We start from the raw sequence: 15,750 nt of genomic DNA on the forward strand, positions 1-15,750 counted from the left end.
CATGGATGTGGAGCTGCGTCAGTTGCGCTGTCTGCTGGCGATCGTCGACGAGGGCAGTTTCACCGACGCCGCCCTCGCGCTCGGCGTCTCCCAGGCGGCCGTGTCCCGCACGCTCGCCTCGCTCGAGCGCGCGCTCGGGGTGCGGCTGCTGCTGCGGACCTCCCGCGAGGTGACGCCGACGGGCACCGGTCTGCGCGTCGTGGCGCACGCCCGGCGGGTGCTCGGCGAGGTGGACGGGCTGGTCCGGGAGGCGGCCTCGGGCCACCGCCGGCTGCGGATCGGTTACGCCTGGTCGGCGGTGGGCCGCCATACGCTGGTCTTTCAGCGCCGTTGGGCTCAGGCGGTCCCCGAGACGGATCTACAGCTGATCCGCGTCAACTCCGCCACCGCGGGGCTGGCCGAGGGTGTCTGCGACCTCGCCGTCGTGCGCAAGGCCCTGGACGACCGCCGCTTCGACTCCGCCATCGTGGGTCTTGAGCGGCGCCTGTGCGCCCTGGCCACCGACGACCCGCTGGCCCCGCGCCGTTCGGTCGGGCTCGCCGACCTCAGCGGGCGCACCCTGCTGGTCGACCGGCGGACCGGCACCACCACCGCGGAGTTGTGGCCCTCCGGCTCACGCCCGGCGACCGAGGAGTCACACGATATCGACGACTGGCTCACCATGATCTCCACGGGCCGCTGTGTGGGGATCACGGCGGAGTCCACCGCGCACCAGTATCCGCGGCCCGGCGTCGTCTACCGGCCGGTGCGCGATGCCGAGCCGATCGCGGTGCGGCTCGTCTGGTGGCGGGACGATCCGCATCCCTCCGTCCCGGCCGTGATCGAACTGCTCACCGCGCTCTATCGCACGGGGTGAGGACCCGGCTCGGGCGACGGCGTCGGTGACGGTGGCAGTGGCGGTGGCGGTGGCGACGGCAGGTGGCGGAGCAGCGCGTGCAGCACCGGGTTGTCGTTGTTCTCGCGCCAGACGAGGTTGAGCTCCACGGGGTAGGGGGTCTCCAGCTCGACCGGCTTGAAGACGACGTCGGCGTAGCGCAGCTGCGCGGCGGCCTCGGGGACCAGGGACACCCCCAGGCTGCAGTTGACCAGGGCCAGAATGCTGTGGACCTGGCTCAGGTACTGGGAGAAGACGGGGGCCACGTGCGCCGCGCTGAAGATGCTGATGAGCAGCTCGTGGAAGTAGCGGGAGTCCGTGGGTGAGTACATCAGGAACGGCTGACCGTCGAAGTCCGCGACCTGGAGCGCTCCCTCGCGCGCCGCCAGGGGGTGCTCCCTCGGCAGCGCCGCGAGCAGCCGCTCTCGTACGGCCGGGCGGGACCGCAGGTCCGGGCCGGTGACCGAGGGCCGGCCGAGACCGAGGTCCAGGCGGTTTTGGGTGAGGGCTTCCAACTGGTCGCGGGTGACCATCTCTTGCAGCACGACCTCCGCGCGGGGCATGGCCGCGCGGGCGGTTTCCAGGAGGGTGCCGAGCGTGGAGTAGGCGCTGGCCGCGGTGAAGCCGATGGCGATGCTCCCCGCTTCCCCGGTCGACACCTGCCGGACGGCGAGCGCGGCGTGTTCGGACTGGCGCAGGATACGGCGGGCCTCGGTCAGGAAGGCGCGCCCCGCGGGGGTGAGCCGCACCGATCGGTTGGTGCGCTCCAGGAGCCGGACCCGAAGATCGTTCTCCAGCAGCTGGATCTGGCGACTCAGCGGTGGTTGTGTCATCTTGAGCCGCTCGGCGGCCCGGGTGAAGTGCAGTTCCTCGGCGACCGCCACGAAACTGGCAAGTTGAGCGAGAGTGAACAATGATGCTCTCCCTGTATCAGCGCATACAAATTTTAAGTTAGACGGAGATCAATCGACCACTTAGCTTCAAGGGGCGGCCGAGCGAGACGCCCGCGACACCGCGACCGGGCCATCTCAAGGGCCGGTCGACCCGCCCGCACTCAGAGGGAACGCTAAGTGATGAGCACACCGGAAACGACGGCACATGCCGCGCAGCAGGCAGGCGAGGCGACCCTCGACAGGATCTCCTGGATCAAGCTGTCCTCGGTCACCCTGCCGCTGGCCACTCCCATCAGCGACGCGAAGGTCTTCACCGGACGGCAGAAGCCGATGACCGAGGTGGCTTTCCTCTTCGTCGAGCTGGCCACCGAGGGGGGACATCAGGGCATCGGTTTCAGCTACTCCAAGCGAGCCGGCGGCCCCGGTCAGTTCGCACACGCCAAGGAGATCGCCCCCACCCTGCTGGGCGAGGACCCCAGCGACATCGCCAAGCTCTGGACGAAGCTGGTGTGGGCGGGCGCCTCCGTCGGGCGCAGCGGGCTGTCCACCCAGGCGGTGGCGGCCTTCGACATCGCCCTGTGGGATCTGAAGGCCAAGCGGGCCGGTCTGCCCCTGGCCAAGCTGCTGGGCGCCCATCGCGACTCCGTGCGCTGCTACAACACCTCCGGTGGCTTTCTGCACACGCCCACCGAGGAGCTGCTGGAGAACGCCTCCCGCTCCGTGGCCGAGGGCATCGGCGGCATCAAGATCAAGGTCGGCCACCCCGACGGCAAGGTGGATCTGGGCCGGGTGACCGCCGTGCGTGAGCACCTGGGCGACGAGGTGCCGCTCATGGTCGACGCCAACCAGCAGTGGGACCGGCCCACCGCCCAGCGCATGGGACGCGCCCTGGAGGAGTTCGGCCTGATCTGGATCGAGGAGCCGCTGGACGCCTATGACGCCCGCGGCCACGCCGCCCTCGCGGCCTCGCTGGACACCCCGGTGGCCACCGGGGAGATGCTGGCCAGTGTCGCCGAACACTGGGAGCTGATCCGCAACGAGGCCGCGGACATCATCCAGCCCGACGCGCCGCGCATCGGCGGCATCACCCAGTTCCTCAAACTGGCCACTCTCGCCGAGCACCACCACCTCCAGCTCGCTCCGCACTTCGCGATGGAGATCCACCTCCACCTCGCCGCCGCCTATCCGTATGAGCCGTGGGTGGAGCACTTCGACTGGCTGGAGCCGCTCTTCAACGAGCGCCTGCGGATCAGCGGCGGCCGTATGCATGTGTCCTCCCGGCCGGGTCTCGGCATCACCCTCAGCGAGCAGGCCCGGGCCTGGACACAGGCGGACTACGAGCTCGGTACGCGTCCCTGAACGTACCGCTCCGCGGAAATCGGGTCGCACACCCATTGACCTGTTGGGTGGGCCACCCTAACCTCCATTCCCATATCTAAACTCAGTGCACGTATGTGGAGATTAGTTCATGACTATGAACACGGCGGTCCAGGATGTCGCGCAGCGACTGCGTGACGGTATGGCGCGCGGTGTGCTGTCCTTCCCGCTCACCAGCTTCGGTGACGACGGCAGCCTCGACCTGGACGCCTACCGCGAGTATCTGACCGATCAGTTGGCCACCGACCCCGGCGCGGTGTTCCCCGCGTGTGGCACCGGAGAGTTCACCGCCCTGGACGAGGACGAGTACGGCCAGGTGATCGCCACCGCGGTGGAGGTGGCCGACGGCCGCATGCCGGTGGTCGCGGGCATCGGCTACGGCTACGCACAGGCGCTGCGCTTCGCCCGGGTCGCGGAGGAGGCCGGCGCGGACGCCGCTCTGGTGCTCCCCCACTACCTGGTCAAGGCCCCGCAGGACGGCCTGGTGGAGCAGGTGCGCCGGATCGCCTCCGGGACCGGGCTGCCGCTCATCGCCTACCAGCGCGACCACGTGGCGTTCAACATCGACGGCCTGCGGCGGATCGCGGAGATCCCCACCGTCATCGGTCTGAAGGACGGACACAGCGACCTGGACCGGCTCCAGCGGCTGACCCTCAACGCCCCCGACGACCTCCTGTTCTTCAACGGGGCCGCCACCGCCGAGGTGCAGGCACGCGCATACGCCGCCGTCGGCGTGCCCGCGTACTCCTCCGCCGTCCACGCCTTCGCACCCGAGATCGCCAACGCGTTCTTCATCGCGCTGCGGGACGGCGACGACGAGAGCGTGGACACGCTGCTGCGTGACTTCTACGTCCCGCTGGTCGAGCTGCGCGACCGGGTACCGGGCTATGCCGTATCGCTGGTCAAGGCCGCCGCCCGGCTGCGCGGCAAGCCGGTCGGCCCGGTGCGCGCCCCGCTCACCGACCCCAGCCCCGAAGACCTCGCCGACCTGGAGAAACTCCTGGAGACCGGTCTGAGCCTCGTAGCCGGCCGCTGACCACGACACACACCGATGGGATCCGGGCGGCCCAGCGCGCCGCCCGGCCCAGCCTCCGCCGCATCGCAGCGACGAGGGCCCTGACGGCGCGGCCGCCCGCCATGACCGCGCCATCCCCCACACCCCCTCCACCCGATCCGTACACGCCCCATGGATCGGAAGCCATTTTCTCGGAAGCCACTTTCTGAGCGCAGTTCAAAGGGGAACTGACCCATGCCTCTCGTCGTAGTAGGAATCAGCGTTCTCGCGCTGCTCTTCCTGATGACCAAGGTGAAGCTGAACGGCTTCATCTCCCTCCTCCTCGTGGCCGTCGCCGTGGCGCTGGTCCGAGGCGTCCCGATGGAGAAGATCCCGGACGTCCTCGGTGAGGGTGTCGGAGGGCAGATCGGCGACACCCTGATCGTCGTCGGACTCGGCGCCATGCTCGGGCGTGTCATGGGCGACTCCGGCGCCGCCCAGCGGATATCCGGCAAACTCATCGACACCTTCGGTCTGCGCCGGGTCCAGGTGGCCATGGTGGTCACGGCCATGCTCCTGGGCGTGACGATGTTCTACGAGGTCGCCTTCGTGATCATCGTGCCCGTCGCGTTCACCATCGTCCGGGTGACGGGCAAGAACCTGCTGTGGGTCGGGCTCCCGATGTCGATCGCCCTGTCGACCATGCACAGCTTCCTGCCGCCCCACCCCGGCCCCACCGCCGTCGCCGCCACCTTCCACGCCTCCGTCGGGCTGACCCTCTTCTACGGCCTGTTCTTCGCCATCCCCTTCGGAGCGCTCATCGCCCTGGTGTGGCCGCGCCTCCCGTTCGTCAAGAAGATGAACCCCACCATGCCCAAGGGCCTGGTCTCGGAGCGCACCTTCACCGAGGAGGAGATGCCCAGCATGGGCTGGTCCCTCTCGGTGGCCCTGGTCCCGGTGGTGCTGATCGCGTTCGCCGCCGTGTACGACATGGCGGTGTCCGAGTCCAACCCCGCCCGGCCCTTCATCACCTTCATCGGCTCGGCGCCGGTCGCCCTGCTGCTGACGCTGCTCCTGGCCGTCTGGGCGTTCGGCCCGCGCATCGGCCGGTCGCTCGCCGAGGTCAGCGCGTCCTGCAACTCGGCGGCCCAGGCGATGGCCATGATCCTGCTGGTGATCGGCGCGGGCGGTGCCTTCAAGGGCGTCCTCGTCGAGGGCGGCATCTCCGACTACATCAAGGACGTCACCGAGGGCTGGAACATCTCGCCGATCATCCTGGCATGGCTGATCGCCGTCATCCTCCGCATAGCCCTCGGATCGGCGACGGTCGCCGTCGTCACCGCCGCCGGTGTGGTGGCGCCGCTGGTCGCGGACAGTGGAGTCCACCCCGAGCTCATGGTCCTGGCCGTCTCCTGTGGGTCCATCGCCTTCAGCCACGTCAACGACCCCGGGTTCTGGATGTTCAAGGAGTACTTCAACCTCTCCGTCATCGACGCCATCAAGGCACGCACCACCTACACCACCACCCTCGCGGTGCTCGGTCTCGGCGGCGTCCTCGCTGTCGAGGCCTGCCTCGACGCGCTAGGCGTCTAGCCGCCCCTCACCCACGCGCTCGCTCCGATGCCGGTTCCCCTCCGGCGTCGGAGCGAGCGCGTGTGGCGTGTCACCCTCCGCCGCCTGTCACCCCTTCGGTGTCACGGCCTTTCGGTGTCACGGCGGACGCTTCCTCGTCGGTGAGCCGCAGCGCCCCCGCGGCCACGTTCTCCACGAGGTGGTCCGGGTTGCCGGTGCCCGGAATGGCCAGCACATGCGGTCCCTGCCGCAGCGTCCACGCCAGCCGGACCTGCGCGGGGGTCACCTCGTGTGCGCGGGCGACGGCGAGCACCGCCTCGCTGTCGGTCGCGGTCGCGCCGGACTCGCGCCCGGCGCCGGCGATCGCGAAGAACGGCACATAGGCGATGCCCTGCTCGCCACAGGCCCGCAGAAAATCCCGCTCCTGGGCCGGCGCGCCGATGCCGTAGGCATTCTGCACACAGACCACCGGCGCGATGGCCTGGGCCTCGGTCAGATGCTCGGGCGTGGCATTGGACAGGCCGAGGTGGCGTATGAGCCCGGCGTCGCGAAGGTCGGCCAGGGCGCCGAAGTGATCCGAAACGGAGCCGGACTTCCGGCTCGGCGGCACCCGCAGATTCACCACATCCAGGTGGTCACGGCCCAGCTGGCGCAGGTTCTCCTCGACCTGACCGCGCAACTGGTCCGGTGTGGCCCACCACCACGCGCCCGACAGGTCCCGGCCCGGCCAGACCTTCGTGGCGATGACAAGGTCGTCCGGGTAGGGCGCCAGCGCCCGGTTGATCAGCTCGTTGGCGGACCGCAGCGACGAGAAGTAGAACGCCGCCGTGTCAATGTGGTTGACGCCGAGCTCGATCGCTCGCCGTAGCACCCCGATCGACCGGTCGCGGTCGCTCGGGGCGCCGAGCTCGAGGGCGGCGCCGCCCGTCAGCCGCATCGCCCCGAATCCGAGGCGGTTGACGGTCAGATCGCCCAGGGTCCAGGTACCCGCGTCCGCGGCGGTGTACGTCTCTTCGGTCATGCTCGGCCTCACGTCGTTGCCCCCTTGGTTGGTGTGGTCATCAGGCATGAAAAAAGCCTCCTCGGCGGAGGCGGATCCGCGGCAAGGAGGCTCAACAACTGCTGAGTACTATACCGCGAACCGGGGGCTGCTGCGTGTGCTGTGGGAGTCGGCCTCGGACGCCTGGGCGACGGGACAGGGCCCGAAGGAGCCCAAGGGCCCGAAGACGGCGGACGAGGCCGGGACGGCGGAAGAGCCGGAGGCGGCGGAGGCGGCGCGTCGCGGGGCCGGGGAGCACCGCCGGGCCAACCCGGCCCGGCCGGATACGGCGCCCCTCCCGCAGGACGATCGCCGGCGCCGCGGTGGCGGTGTGGGGCCTGCTCGCCCTGCGCGGACCGCTCATGCCAGGGCCGGGATCCGTACCGGGAGGCGTGCGACCGCGACAGCGTCACGGTCCATGCGCCGAGCACGGAGGGCCGGATCCTGCGCCTGCGGTACAGCCCGGTGTGCCGGGCCGTATGGGCGGAAGTGGATCCGGCGGGCAGCACCGAACAGCTGCTGGCTGCCGCCGGGGGGCCACGGCGCGGACCGTGCCCCGGGGCGCGCCCCGCACCGCGATGGTGGCAGCCGACCAGCACCGGGCACGGGCCTGTCCGGCCTACCGGCCGCCGGCTCATCGGCTGCCGCTGAGACCCGCGATCCGGGCCAGCCCGCGGTGGGATGCGATCAGGGCGTCCCGGTCGTAGGTGCTGGTCGTGACCATGATCTCCTGGGCGTCGGTCTCCTTGATCACCGTCTCCAGCTCGTCGGCCACCTGCTCCTCGGTGCCGTGAATGTGGCCGCGCAGGGCCGACTCGTAGAGGTCCCGCTCCTTCGGACTCATGCTCCGCCGCTCGACCTCCTCCGCCGGGACGAGCGGCGGAAACGTGCCATGGGTGCTCGAGTACGCGATGGCCCACGCCTCGGGGATCAGCAGCCGGCGCGCCAGCTCGGGGGTCTCGGCGACGGCGACCGTGCCCGCGGCGACGACGTACGGCTCGTCGGCCCACGCGGAGGCGCGGAAAGCGCCGCGGTAGCGCTCGATCGCACGCAGGAGCTTCTCGCGGCCCCTGAGGTCGCCGATCACTAGCGGGAGCCCGGCCTCGGCGGCGATCGCGGCGCCCTCGCCCGTGGCCAGGACATACGGCGGGACCCGCAGCCCCTCGGCGGGGCGGGCGTGGACGCGGGTCGGCGAGGTGCCCTCGAACCAGCCGAGGAGCTCGGCCAGCTGCCCCGCGAAGTCGTCGGCGTCGTCCTTGTCCCGGCCCAGCGCCTTGCGCACGCCGTTGGTGAAGCCGACCGAGCGGCCCAGGCCCATGTCGATCCGCCCGGGGAAGAGGGACTCCAGGACGCCGAACTGCTCGGCGACCACGAGCGGTTGGTGGTTCGGCAGCATCACCCCGCCGGTGCCGACCCGGATCGTGCGCGTGGCGGCGGCGATCGCGGCGGCCAGCACGGTCGGCGCCGAGCCCGCGACACCGGGCACGCCGTGGTGCTCGGCGACCCAGATCCGGTGGTAGCCGAGCCGCTCCGCCTCCTGGGCCAGGCGCACGGTGTCGCGCAGCGCCTGCGGACCGCCGTGTCCCTCCCGGGTCCGCGAGCGGTCGAGGATCGAGAACCGAGTCGAGGCGATCACTGAGCTCACTCAGGGTTCAACGCCTCACGGCCCCCGGCATTCCCGCCGCGCCGAGGCCCGGCACCGGCCACGCCATCAGTCGGCGGGCGGGTACTCGATCTCGATTCCGTATTCATCCAGCACGGAGAGCACATCGCCCAGCTCTTCGCCGCCGACGTTGCGCCGCGACGTCTCGACGTCCCGCCACACCAGCCGGAAAGGCGGCTTCCGGCGAGCACCGCTGTTGATGAGGCAGTCGCCGAGTGCGTTGAGGTTGGAGCCGAAATAACCGCCCGGTCCGTTGACGGCCTCGCCCAGTTCGCAGTAAAAGCCGGCGATATCGGCGAGGTCCGCTCCCGCGATTTCGCACGTGGTCGCGTCCCCGTAGCGTTTGGCCAGGTGGCCCGTGCGGAACCAAGCCGTTTGGACCACGTGGAGCCAGCTGTCATGCGCTTCGGGGGGAAGCTTCTTCCACATTCCGGATTCGGCCGGGGGGCCCTGTGCCCAGGTTTGCCAGATCTCTCGCGCATACGGGTAGGGGGAGCCGTACCCGAAGAAAGACAGGGCCAGATCGGTGCCGCCCGGGACGCTCACGCTGTCCCTGAGGTCCGTCACCTCGACTCTGCCGATGTAGTAGCCGCCGATCTCGCGTCCTCGGACGTCCCTCACCTGCAACTCGACGTCCTCGAAGAGGACGGGAACCCGCCCCGGGCGCAGTGACGATCCGACCGCGGTGATGGTCTCCGACTCGCCGATCGAGGGATCGACGAAGAAGCCGCGGACATCGGTTGCGGTGAGAATCTCCCGCTCCGTCTCGTCTTCGACGAATCGGTACATGACCACGTCAGTTCCAACCATCGTCGGGGAAATGGGGTGCCTTGAAGGGGTGGATGGTTTTGTAGTGGTCCATGGTCCACCCCATCACCTTACGTCCGTCAGGGAGTTCCTTCACGAGGATCCGGGAGTTCTCGGGGTCCTTGGCATGTGGGACACGATATTCCAAGGAATCCTTCCACGGGGCCTCATGCTTTTTCCGCCCCTCGAATATCTTCGGGTCTCCCGTGTCCGGATCCGTCTGCCGGACGCCATGCCCCTGCCTGATGTCCTCGTATGCCCTGACGAACGTCTTCGGCAGCCCCTGCGGCATCGGGTCCGAGAGGCGTGGCGGCTTCTTGTCGCCGCACCCTTCGAGGCCGAGCGGGTCCTGCCAGGTGTGTGGGTTGGGTACATACGTCTGCGGGCTGGGCGCCGGGGCGAGACCGAGCGGGTCCGGGGTGAGGTACCGGGCCGTCTCGGGATCGTAGTATCGGAAGTGGTTGTAGTGCAGACCGGTTTCCGGGTCGGCGTACTGGCCGGGGAAGCGGAGCGGGCAGTCCGTGGCATCGGATGGCGCGGCGAGCGGGGTGCCCCAGAGGGTGGTGCGGTGTTGCCAGGCCAGGTGGCCGTCGGGCGTGACCAGTTCCGTAGGGGTGCCGGTCGGGTCGGTGACCACGGCGTGGAAGCCGGAGGAGCCCAGCTCACGGTCGGTCTGAGTCAGGGGACGGTGGCTGTCCGGGGCGTAGTCCCAGGTGGTGGTCGCCCCGTCGTGGGTGGCCTGCTCGGCCAGGCGACTGGCGTCCCAGCTGAACGTGAGCGGGTTCCCGTCCGGGCTTGTCTTCGCAATGCGCCGGCCCAGAGCGTCGTAGGTGTACGTCCACTCCTCGCCGTGTGGGGTGGTCGTTCTGGTGAGCCGGTCTTCCGCGTTCCAGGTGTAGGTCCAGGTGCGGGTCTGCCCGTTGAGGAGTCTGCGGGTCCTGCGGATCAGGCGGCCGGCCGCGTCGTGTTCGTAGGTGGTGCGGCCGGCATGGCGGATGAGGGTGCCCTCGTAGGCGCGGTCACCGGTCGCCGCGTGGCCCGGCGCGGTGGCGTGGGTCTGGTTGCCCGCCGTGTCGTAGGCGTACTTCTCCGCCCAGCCGTGCGCCTGGACGCCCGTCACCCGGCCCATGGTGTCCAGCGTGAAATGCCTTGTGCCGGAGGTGAGTTCACGGATCTGGGTGACATGGCCGTCGGGGCGGTAGGTGTAGGTGCGGTGCTGGAGGAGATCCCGGGCCGAGGTGGAGACGCCCTGGGCCGCCAGGCGGCCCACCTCGTCCCAGGCCTGGTCGAGAGTGATGTCTCCGGTGGCGCGCCCTGTCTCGCGGCCCGCCGCGTCATGTGTGAACGTGAGGGTGTGGCCGTCCGTGGTCAGCGTGGCCGGACGGCCCGCCGCGTCATACGTCCAGGTGGACATCACACCCGAGGGCGTCGTGCGGTGGATCCGGTTGCCCGCCTCGTCATAGCCGTACGTCGTCGTGCGGCCGTTGACCGTCTCGGAGACGACGCGGCCCACCGGGTCGCGTTCCAGAGCCAGCTCGGCGTCCGCCTTCGCCGCGCGGACGAGGACGCCGTTCGGGTCATACGCGTACGTCGTCACCTCGTCCGTGGTCTCGTCGCGCTGGGCGACCAGGCGGCCCGCCGCGTCGAGCGTGTGGCGCAGCGTCTCGCCCAGCGCGTTGGTCTGGGCGGTGAGGCGGCCCGCCGCGTCGCGTTCATACGTGCGGGTGGCGCCGTTGAAGTCCGTCTCGGCGATCAGATGGCCGGCCGCGTCGTACTCGTAACGCCACTGCTTGCCCTGGGGATTGGTGACCTCGGTGAGGCGCAGTTCGGTGTCGTACGCGAAGGCGTAGGTGGCGCCGTCGGGGTCGGTGCGGGTGGCGGGCAGGTCGAAGTGGGTGTGGGTGTAGGTGGTGGTGTGTCCGGCCTGGTCGGTGTGGCGGGCGAGGTTGCCTTCGACATCCCACTGCCACACCTCACGGGCGCCGTCCGGCCCCTCGCGCCAGGCAGGTTTGCCTTCGATGGTCCAGCCGTGGCGGGTGGTGTGCCCCAGGGGGTCGGTGACGGATGTGACCTGGCCGTGGGGGCCTCGGCGTACCTGGGTGGTCTGGCCCTGAGGGTCGGTGATGGTGACCGGGAGGCCGGCCGCGTCCGTGGTGACCTGGGTGGTGTGGCCCAGGGGGTCGGTGATCGTCGAGAGGTGGCCCGACTCGTCGTAGGTGTACCGCGTGGTGGCGCCGCTCGGATCGGTCGTGGCCGTGCGCGCCCCGCGGTCGTCGTAGGTGTGGCGCCACACCGCGCCGCCCGGCTCGCGGATCTCCACCGGGAGACCCCAGGCGTCGTGGACGGCCTCCGTCACGGTGCCGTCGGACCTCTCCACGGCCGTGAGCCGACCGTCGTCGTCGTACCGGTAGCGCGTGGTGTGGCCCAGCGGATCGGTGATGGCGAGGGGGTGGCGGTTGCTCTCGTCCCATTCGGTGCGGGTGGTGTTGCCCAGCGGATCCGTTTCCTCGATGACCTTGTAGGCCTCGTTGCGGACGTAGGTGGTGGTGTTGGACTGCGAGTCGGTGTAGTGGGTGGTGCGCGCCGCCGTGTCGTAGTGCAGGCGGCCGGAGAGGATGCCGTCGGGGCCGATTCCGCGCAGCACCCGGCCCGCGTGGTCGTAGACGTAGGCGTACGAGGTGCCGTTGCGGTCCGTCCAGGACGTGACGCGGTGCTCGTCGTCGTACCGGTAGCGCAGCGGCTTGCCGGTCGAGTTGATGACCTCGGTCAGGTCGCCCGCTTCGTCGTAGCCGAAGGAGATCAGGGTCGTGCTGGTCTCGTTCCGCTCACCGTGCAGCAGGCGCAGGGACGTGATCCGCAGCAGGCGAGGATCCGTGTCGACCGCGACGTGGTAGCCGCCGGAGTGGACGATCTCCTTCGGCGCCCCCTTCTCGTCGTACCCGACGTCGATGCGGTCGCCCTCGCCCGTCCGGTCGGTGATCGCCTTCAGAGCCAGCTCCCGACCGCCCAACGGCAACGGGGCGAAGTGCAGGGTGCGGTTGTGTTCCGGGGCGGTGATGGTGAAGGTGCCGTCGGGCTTGCCGTCCCAGTACAGCGGCCACCGTGGACCGTTCGTGGGGAGCGTCGGGACGTCGGGCCGCGGCACCGGATAGGTGAGCAGCATGCCGTCGTCGGTGATGTAGACGACGCCGGCGTCGTCGATTTCGAGGCGCTGGTCGAGGGTGCCGGCCCAGGTGCGGCCGAACCAGCCTCCGCACGGGTGCCCCGAGGCATAGTGGCGCTCCAGCACCAGCGGCAGGGCACCGGGCAGGCTGACATCGGTGGCGGACATGACCATCTCGCCGGTCGCGACATCGATCGGCTCACCGGTCGTGCACCGGTCCCCGCTGGGCGTGCAGCTCCCCTTGGGGTCGCTGTCCGCGTGCCTGCGGGCGCTGCCGTCCCGGCGCAGTCCGCGTTCGCGGTTCAGCAGGCGTTGTGCGGCGTTCTTGGCGACGGAGCCGCCGCGTCGTACGGCGCCGGAGCCGCCGGTGGCCAGGGCGAGGAGGAGTTCGGGGGTGAGCTGGCCGGCGGCGCGGGCGGGGTTGCGCTGCCACTCGTCCCAGTTGGTGACGGCCTTGGCGAACTCCTTGGGATGGTCGACGGCGTAGGCCACGCCGTCCTGGATGCCGGCCAGATGAAGGCCGAGACCCCCGGGCCCGTCGTTGACCAGGTCGTCGAACCCCTCGTACCACCCGGACACGGTGTCGCCGGCGCCGCCGGCGAAGTCCCCCAGCCCCTTTTTGAACTTGTCCCAGCCCTTGGGCGCCGGGGGCTTGTCCGGGGCCTTCTCCGCCGCCTTGCCGAGTTTCTTCTTCGCCGCGTCGATAACGAGCTGCAGCTCGCTCTCCAGCCTGTCCAGACGGCGGTAGCACCCCTCCAGCGCGGCGATCCCCGGATCGTCCTCGGGAGGACGATCCGGCAGGGAATCGTCCTTGCGGTCCACGGCCGCGTTGTACGCGTCGACCTTCTTCCAGTACGCCCTGGACGCCGCCCGCGCGGCATCCGCGTCCTCGATGACCGGCTTGACCCGCTTGTGGACCGAACGCAGCTTGTCGGCATACGAGTCCAGGGCGTTCGCGGCGGCGTGGAAGTACGTCTGCGCGGACTCCAGCTCCAGGGGAAGCTTCTGAGTCGCCTTCCGGAAACCCTCCGAGCCGGCCCCGGTCCAGTCCATCAGCGACAGGACATCCAGCTGACCCTGCCCATCCTTGAACGCCCCCGCATAGGCACGGAGCCTGACCACCAGATCATCGACATCGGACGGATTGCCGTAGATGACCTCACCCGGCTCCGCACCCGGCGGTATCCGCTCGGCCGAACCGCCCTCCATCGCATCCCGGGAGGTCACGCGATCGTCCCCTTCGAACCACCATCGACGACCCAGCCACCGTCATACAACTTGCGAGGATTCCCAGGCGGGTCATAGGACCCACCAGACCCACCACTCCCCCCGGACCCGCCGGACCCGCCATCGTCGAGCCAGGGCTCCTGATAGATCTCAGGCGGCGGGTCGAACTTCGGCCTGGACCCCTCCTGCCACGCCCTCAGACCGCGTTCACCGAACGGCAGCTTGGCGATGTTGTCCTCGGTCGGCGCGAAATCCTTGATCCGCAACAGATCGGCCAGCACATACGCGGCGATGACCTGCCGCAGCGTGGCCACCACGGTGTCCGTGTGCTCGGCCACCCGCCCCATGCCGAACCCCCAGGACGAGAGCATCTTCTCCGCCGAGTCATAGACATCGAAGTCGGCCGAGTTCTGGATATGCTCCGACAGTTTCTTCCAATCGCCCTTGATCCTGCGCGCGGCGACCACCGACTCCTCCAACGGAGTCAGCACCTTACGCACCGAAGCAATCTCGACCTTGTAGCCATCGCCCGGCTTCGGACCACTGGAGCCCGGCTTCTCCTCGCCATGACCGCTCACTCCGCACCCCCGGCGTCCATGGTCCGAACCGCCTCCGCATCCAGCACGACCGTCCGCGGGCCCAGCGGGTCCACCAGCGCGCGTACGCCCTCGGGCAGCAGCTCGACGAGGTCCTCGACGGTCGTGGACGCCCAGGCACAGGGCCCGGCGAACAGCGCGAGTCTCTCCAAGGAGCTGAAGACCGGCACCACCGCGCCCTCCTCCGTCTCGGAGACCAAGAAGCCCGGCTCTTCGGGTCGCTGGAAGTACAGACGCGCGGATCGCATCTTCGCCAGCCGTTCCGAACGAGACATCATCGCGACCGTTTCGGCACGGATCAACTCGCGCAACGACATCTGTTCCCCCATTTCCAAACGCGTCTGACCAGGCAAAAGCCCACCGACCATGATCACACAGGCGCCCCATACCCCGGTGAGCCCACTCCGTCCGCGTCCACGGCGGAGCCCGCCTTCCGGTCAACTGTACGTGCCGCCTCTCGCGTCCACGCAGGTCAACAGGTGGCGATCCGGCGCACGGAGCTTCCTCGCCGGGTGCCACCGCGCGGGGCGCGCGTCGACCGCCTCGCCGTGGCCGAAATCATCGCACCACCAGGACGCATATATGGCGCGCTTGCAACTAAACGCGCATGCAATTATCGTGATCGCTTGTCATTCGGCGTGGCCCCACGACCACACACCCGGACCACTGTTTTCGCGGCACCGACATGGACACCCGACACCCATTGCCTCTTGGTTCGCGTACCTCATCCCTCTGGAGGAGCACCGTGCTGATCGATCTCTCCGGCAAGACCGCCCTCGTCACCGGGTCGACCCAGGGCATCGGCTTCGCCATCGCCGCCGGCCTGGCGCGGGCGGGCGCCCGTGTCGCCGTCAACGGACGCCGGGAGGAGTCCGTGGCGGCCGCCATCGCGAAACTGGAGGGGGCGGCGGACGGCGGTGGCGCCTTCGTCCCCGCCCCGGGTGACATCACCACCGTTGACGGCGCCCAGCAGGTCACCGCCGCCGTCCCGGACGTCGACATCCTCGTCAACAACCTGGGCATCTTCGGCGCCGCGCCGGCACTGGAGATCAGCGACGACGAGTGGCGACGCTATTTCGAAGTGAACGTGCTGGCCGCCGTGCGGATGATCCGCGCCTGTCTGCCCGCGATGAAGGGCCGGTCCTGGGGCCGGATCATAAACGTCGCCAGCGACTCCGCCGTCGTCATCCCCGCCGAAATGATCCACTACGGCATGTCGAAGACCGCCCTGCTCGCGGTGACCCGCGGCTTCGCCAAGGAGGCCGCGGGTTCCGGGGTGACCGTCAACTCACTGATCGCCGGACCGACGCACACCGGCGGCGTCGAGGAGTTCGTGTACGAGCTGGTGGACTCCGGCCTGCCCTGGGACGAGGCGCAGCGGCAGTTCATGGCCAAGCACCGGCCGCAGTCGCTGCTCCAGAGGCTGATCGAGCCGGAGGAGATCGCCCATATGGCGGTCTATCTCAGCTCTCCCTTCGCGTCGGCCACCACGGGCGGGGCCGTGCGCGTCGACGGCGGCTACGTCGACTCCATCCTCCCTTGAAG

13 protein-coding genes are annotated in these 15,750 nt (G+C 69.7%); 6 read left to right on the forward strand and 7 right to left on the reverse strand.

The features are described 5' to 3' along the window. Position 1 precedes the first annotated feature (1 nt). A complete protein-coding gene (locus ACWY4P_RS06850; RefSeq protein ID WP_456209237.1) occupies positions 2-856 on the forward strand; it encodes a LysR family transcriptional regulator in 855 nt (284 codons plus the stop codon). On the opposite strand, the gene ACWY4P_RS06855 is transcribed toward ACWY4P_RS06850, so the two are convergent. Then, on the reverse strand, positions 841-1,788 hold the full coding sequence (locus tag ACWY4P_RS06855; RefSeq protein WP_456209238.1) for a LysR substrate-binding domain-containing protein: 948 nt from the start codon (positions 1,786-1,788) through the stop codon (positions 841-843). The genes ACWY4P_RS06850 and ACWY4P_RS06855 overlap by 16 nt on opposite strands. A 159-nt stretch (positions 1,789-1,947) precedes the next feature. Between ACWY4P_RS06855 and ACWY4P_RS06860 the strand changes: the two genes are divergently transcribed. From ACWY4P_RS06860 to ACWY4P_RS06870, 3 genes are all read left to right on the forward strand, one after another. Further along, on the forward strand, positions 1,948-3,126 hold the full coding sequence (locus tag ACWY4P_RS06860) for an L-talarate/galactarate dehydratase (RefSeq protein WP_456209239.1): 1,179 nt from the start codon (positions 1,948-1,950) through the stop codon (positions 3,124-3,126). 115 nt (positions 3,127-3,241) lie between these two features. After that, positions 3,242-4,180: a 5-dehydro-4-deoxyglucarate dehydratase gene (locus ACWY4P_RS06865; RefSeq protein ID WP_456212836.1), complete on the forward strand. Its 939-nt coding sequence runs from the start codon at positions 3,242-3,244 to the stop codon at positions 4,178-4,180. Between the two features lie 213 nt (positions 4,181-4,393). Continuing rightward, on the forward strand, positions 4,394-5,731 hold the full coding sequence (locus ACWY4P_RS06870; RefSeq protein ID WP_456209240.1) for a gluconate:H+ symporter: 1,338 nt from the start codon (positions 4,394-4,396) through the stop codon (positions 5,729-5,731). Positions 5,732-5,801: 70 nt separating this feature from the next. Here ACWY4P_RS06870 and ACWY4P_RS06875 read toward each other — a convergent pair whose 3' ends face one another. Next, the gene (locus ACWY4P_RS06875; RefSeq protein WP_456212837.1) at positions 5,802-6,731 is read right to left on the reverse strand and encodes an aldo/keto reductase; all 930 of its coding nucleotides are present in this window, start codon (positions 6,729-6,731) and stop codon (positions 5,802-5,804) included. 141 nt (positions 6,732-6,872) lie between these two features. Between ACWY4P_RS06875 and ACWY4P_RS06880 the strand changes: the two genes are divergently transcribed. Beyond that, the gene (locus ACWY4P_RS06880) at positions 6,873-7,400 is read left to right on the forward strand and encodes a DUF2690 domain-containing protein (protein WP_456209241.1); all 528 of its coding nucleotides are present in this window, start codon (positions 6,873-6,875) and stop codon (positions 7,398-7,400) included. Here ACWY4P_RS06880 and ACWY4P_RS06885 read toward each other — a convergent pair. The 5 genes from ACWY4P_RS06885 to ACWY4P_RS06905 all read right to left on the reverse strand — a co-directional run bounded on the left by ACWY4P_RS06885 (position 7,384) and on the right by ACWY4P_RS06905 (position 14,453). After that, positions 7,384-8,394, reverse strand: a complete 1,011-nt coding sequence (locus tag ACWY4P_RS06885; RefSeq protein WP_456209242.1) for an MsnO8 family LLM class oxidoreductase — start codon at positions 8,392-8,394, stop codon at positions 7,384-7,386. The two genes, ACWY4P_RS06880 and ACWY4P_RS06885, sit on opposite strands and share 17 nt — an antisense overlap. A gap of 66 nt (positions 8,395-8,460) precedes the next feature. Beyond that, positions 8,461-9,222, reverse strand: a complete 762-nt coding sequence (locus ACWY4P_RS06890; RefSeq protein ID WP_456209243.1) for a barstar family protein — start codon at positions 9,220-9,222, stop codon at positions 8,461-8,463. Then, on the reverse strand, positions 9,209-13,609 hold the full coding sequence (locus ACWY4P_RS06895) for a DUF6531 domain-containing protein (RefSeq protein WP_456209244.1): 4,401 nt from the start codon (positions 13,607-13,609) through the stop codon (positions 9,209-9,211). The genes ACWY4P_RS06890 and ACWY4P_RS06895 overlap by 14 nt, the downstream gene beginning before the upstream one ends. Next, positions 13,606-14,187 carry a hypothetical protein gene (locus tag ACWY4P_RS06900; protein ID WP_456209245.1) on the reverse strand — a complete coding sequence of 194 codons (582 nt, stop codon included), beginning with the start codon at positions 14,185-14,187 and terminating at the stop codon, positions 13,606-13,608. The genes ACWY4P_RS06895 and ACWY4P_RS06900 overlap by 4 nt, the downstream gene beginning before the upstream one ends. Beyond that, positions 14,184-14,453, reverse strand: a complete 270-nt coding sequence (locus ACWY4P_RS06905) for an SseB family protein (protein ID WP_456209246.1) — start codon at positions 14,451-14,453, stop codon at positions 14,184-14,186. The genes ACWY4P_RS06900 and ACWY4P_RS06905 overlap by 4 nt, the downstream gene beginning before the upstream one ends. A 497-nt stretch (positions 14,454-14,950) precedes the next feature. Between ACWY4P_RS06905 and ACWY4P_RS06910 the strand changes: the two genes are divergently transcribed. After that, the gene (locus tag ACWY4P_RS06910) at positions 14,951-15,748 is read left to right on the forward strand and encodes an SDR family NAD(P)-dependent oxidoreductase (protein WP_456209247.1); all 798 of its coding nucleotides are present in this window, start codon (positions 14,951-14,953) and stop codon (positions 15,746-15,748) included. The last annotated feature ends 2 nt before the right edge of the window (positions 15,749-15,750 follow it).

It is taken from the genome of Streptomyces sp. LZ34 (genome assembly GCF_053890475.1).

Bases quoted from the DNA above. Each gene is read 5' to 3' on its own strand.
- ACWY4P_RS06890 (WP_456209243.1), bottom strand. From the start codon at position 9,222: ATGGTTGGAACTGACGTGGTCATGTACCGATTCGTCGAAGACGAGACG.
- ACWY4P_RS06870 (WP_456209240.1), top strand. From the start codon at position 4,394: ATGCCTCTCGTCGTAGTAGGAATCAGCGTTCTCGCGCTGCTCTTCCTG.
- ACWY4P_RS06860 (WP_456209239.1), top strand. From the start codon at position 1,948: ATGAGCACACCGGAAACGACGGCACATGCCGCGCAGCAGGCAGGCGAG.
- ACWY4P_RS06850 (WP_456209237.1), top strand. From the start codon at position 2: ATGGATGTGGAGCTGCGTCAGTTGCGCTGTCTGCTGGCGATCGTCGAC.
- ACWY4P_RS06875 (WP_456212837.1), bottom strand. From the start codon at position 6,731: ATGACCGAAGAGACGTACACCGCCGCGGACGCGGGTACCTGGACCCTG.
- ACWY4P_RS06865 (WP_456212836.1), top strand. From the start codon at position 3,242: ATGAACACGGCGGTCCAGGATGTCGCGCAGCGACTGCGTGACGGTATG.
- ACWY4P_RS06905 (WP_456209246.1), bottom strand. From the start codon at position 14,453: ATGCGATCCGCGCGTCTGTACTTCCAGCGACCCGAAGAGCCGGGCTTC.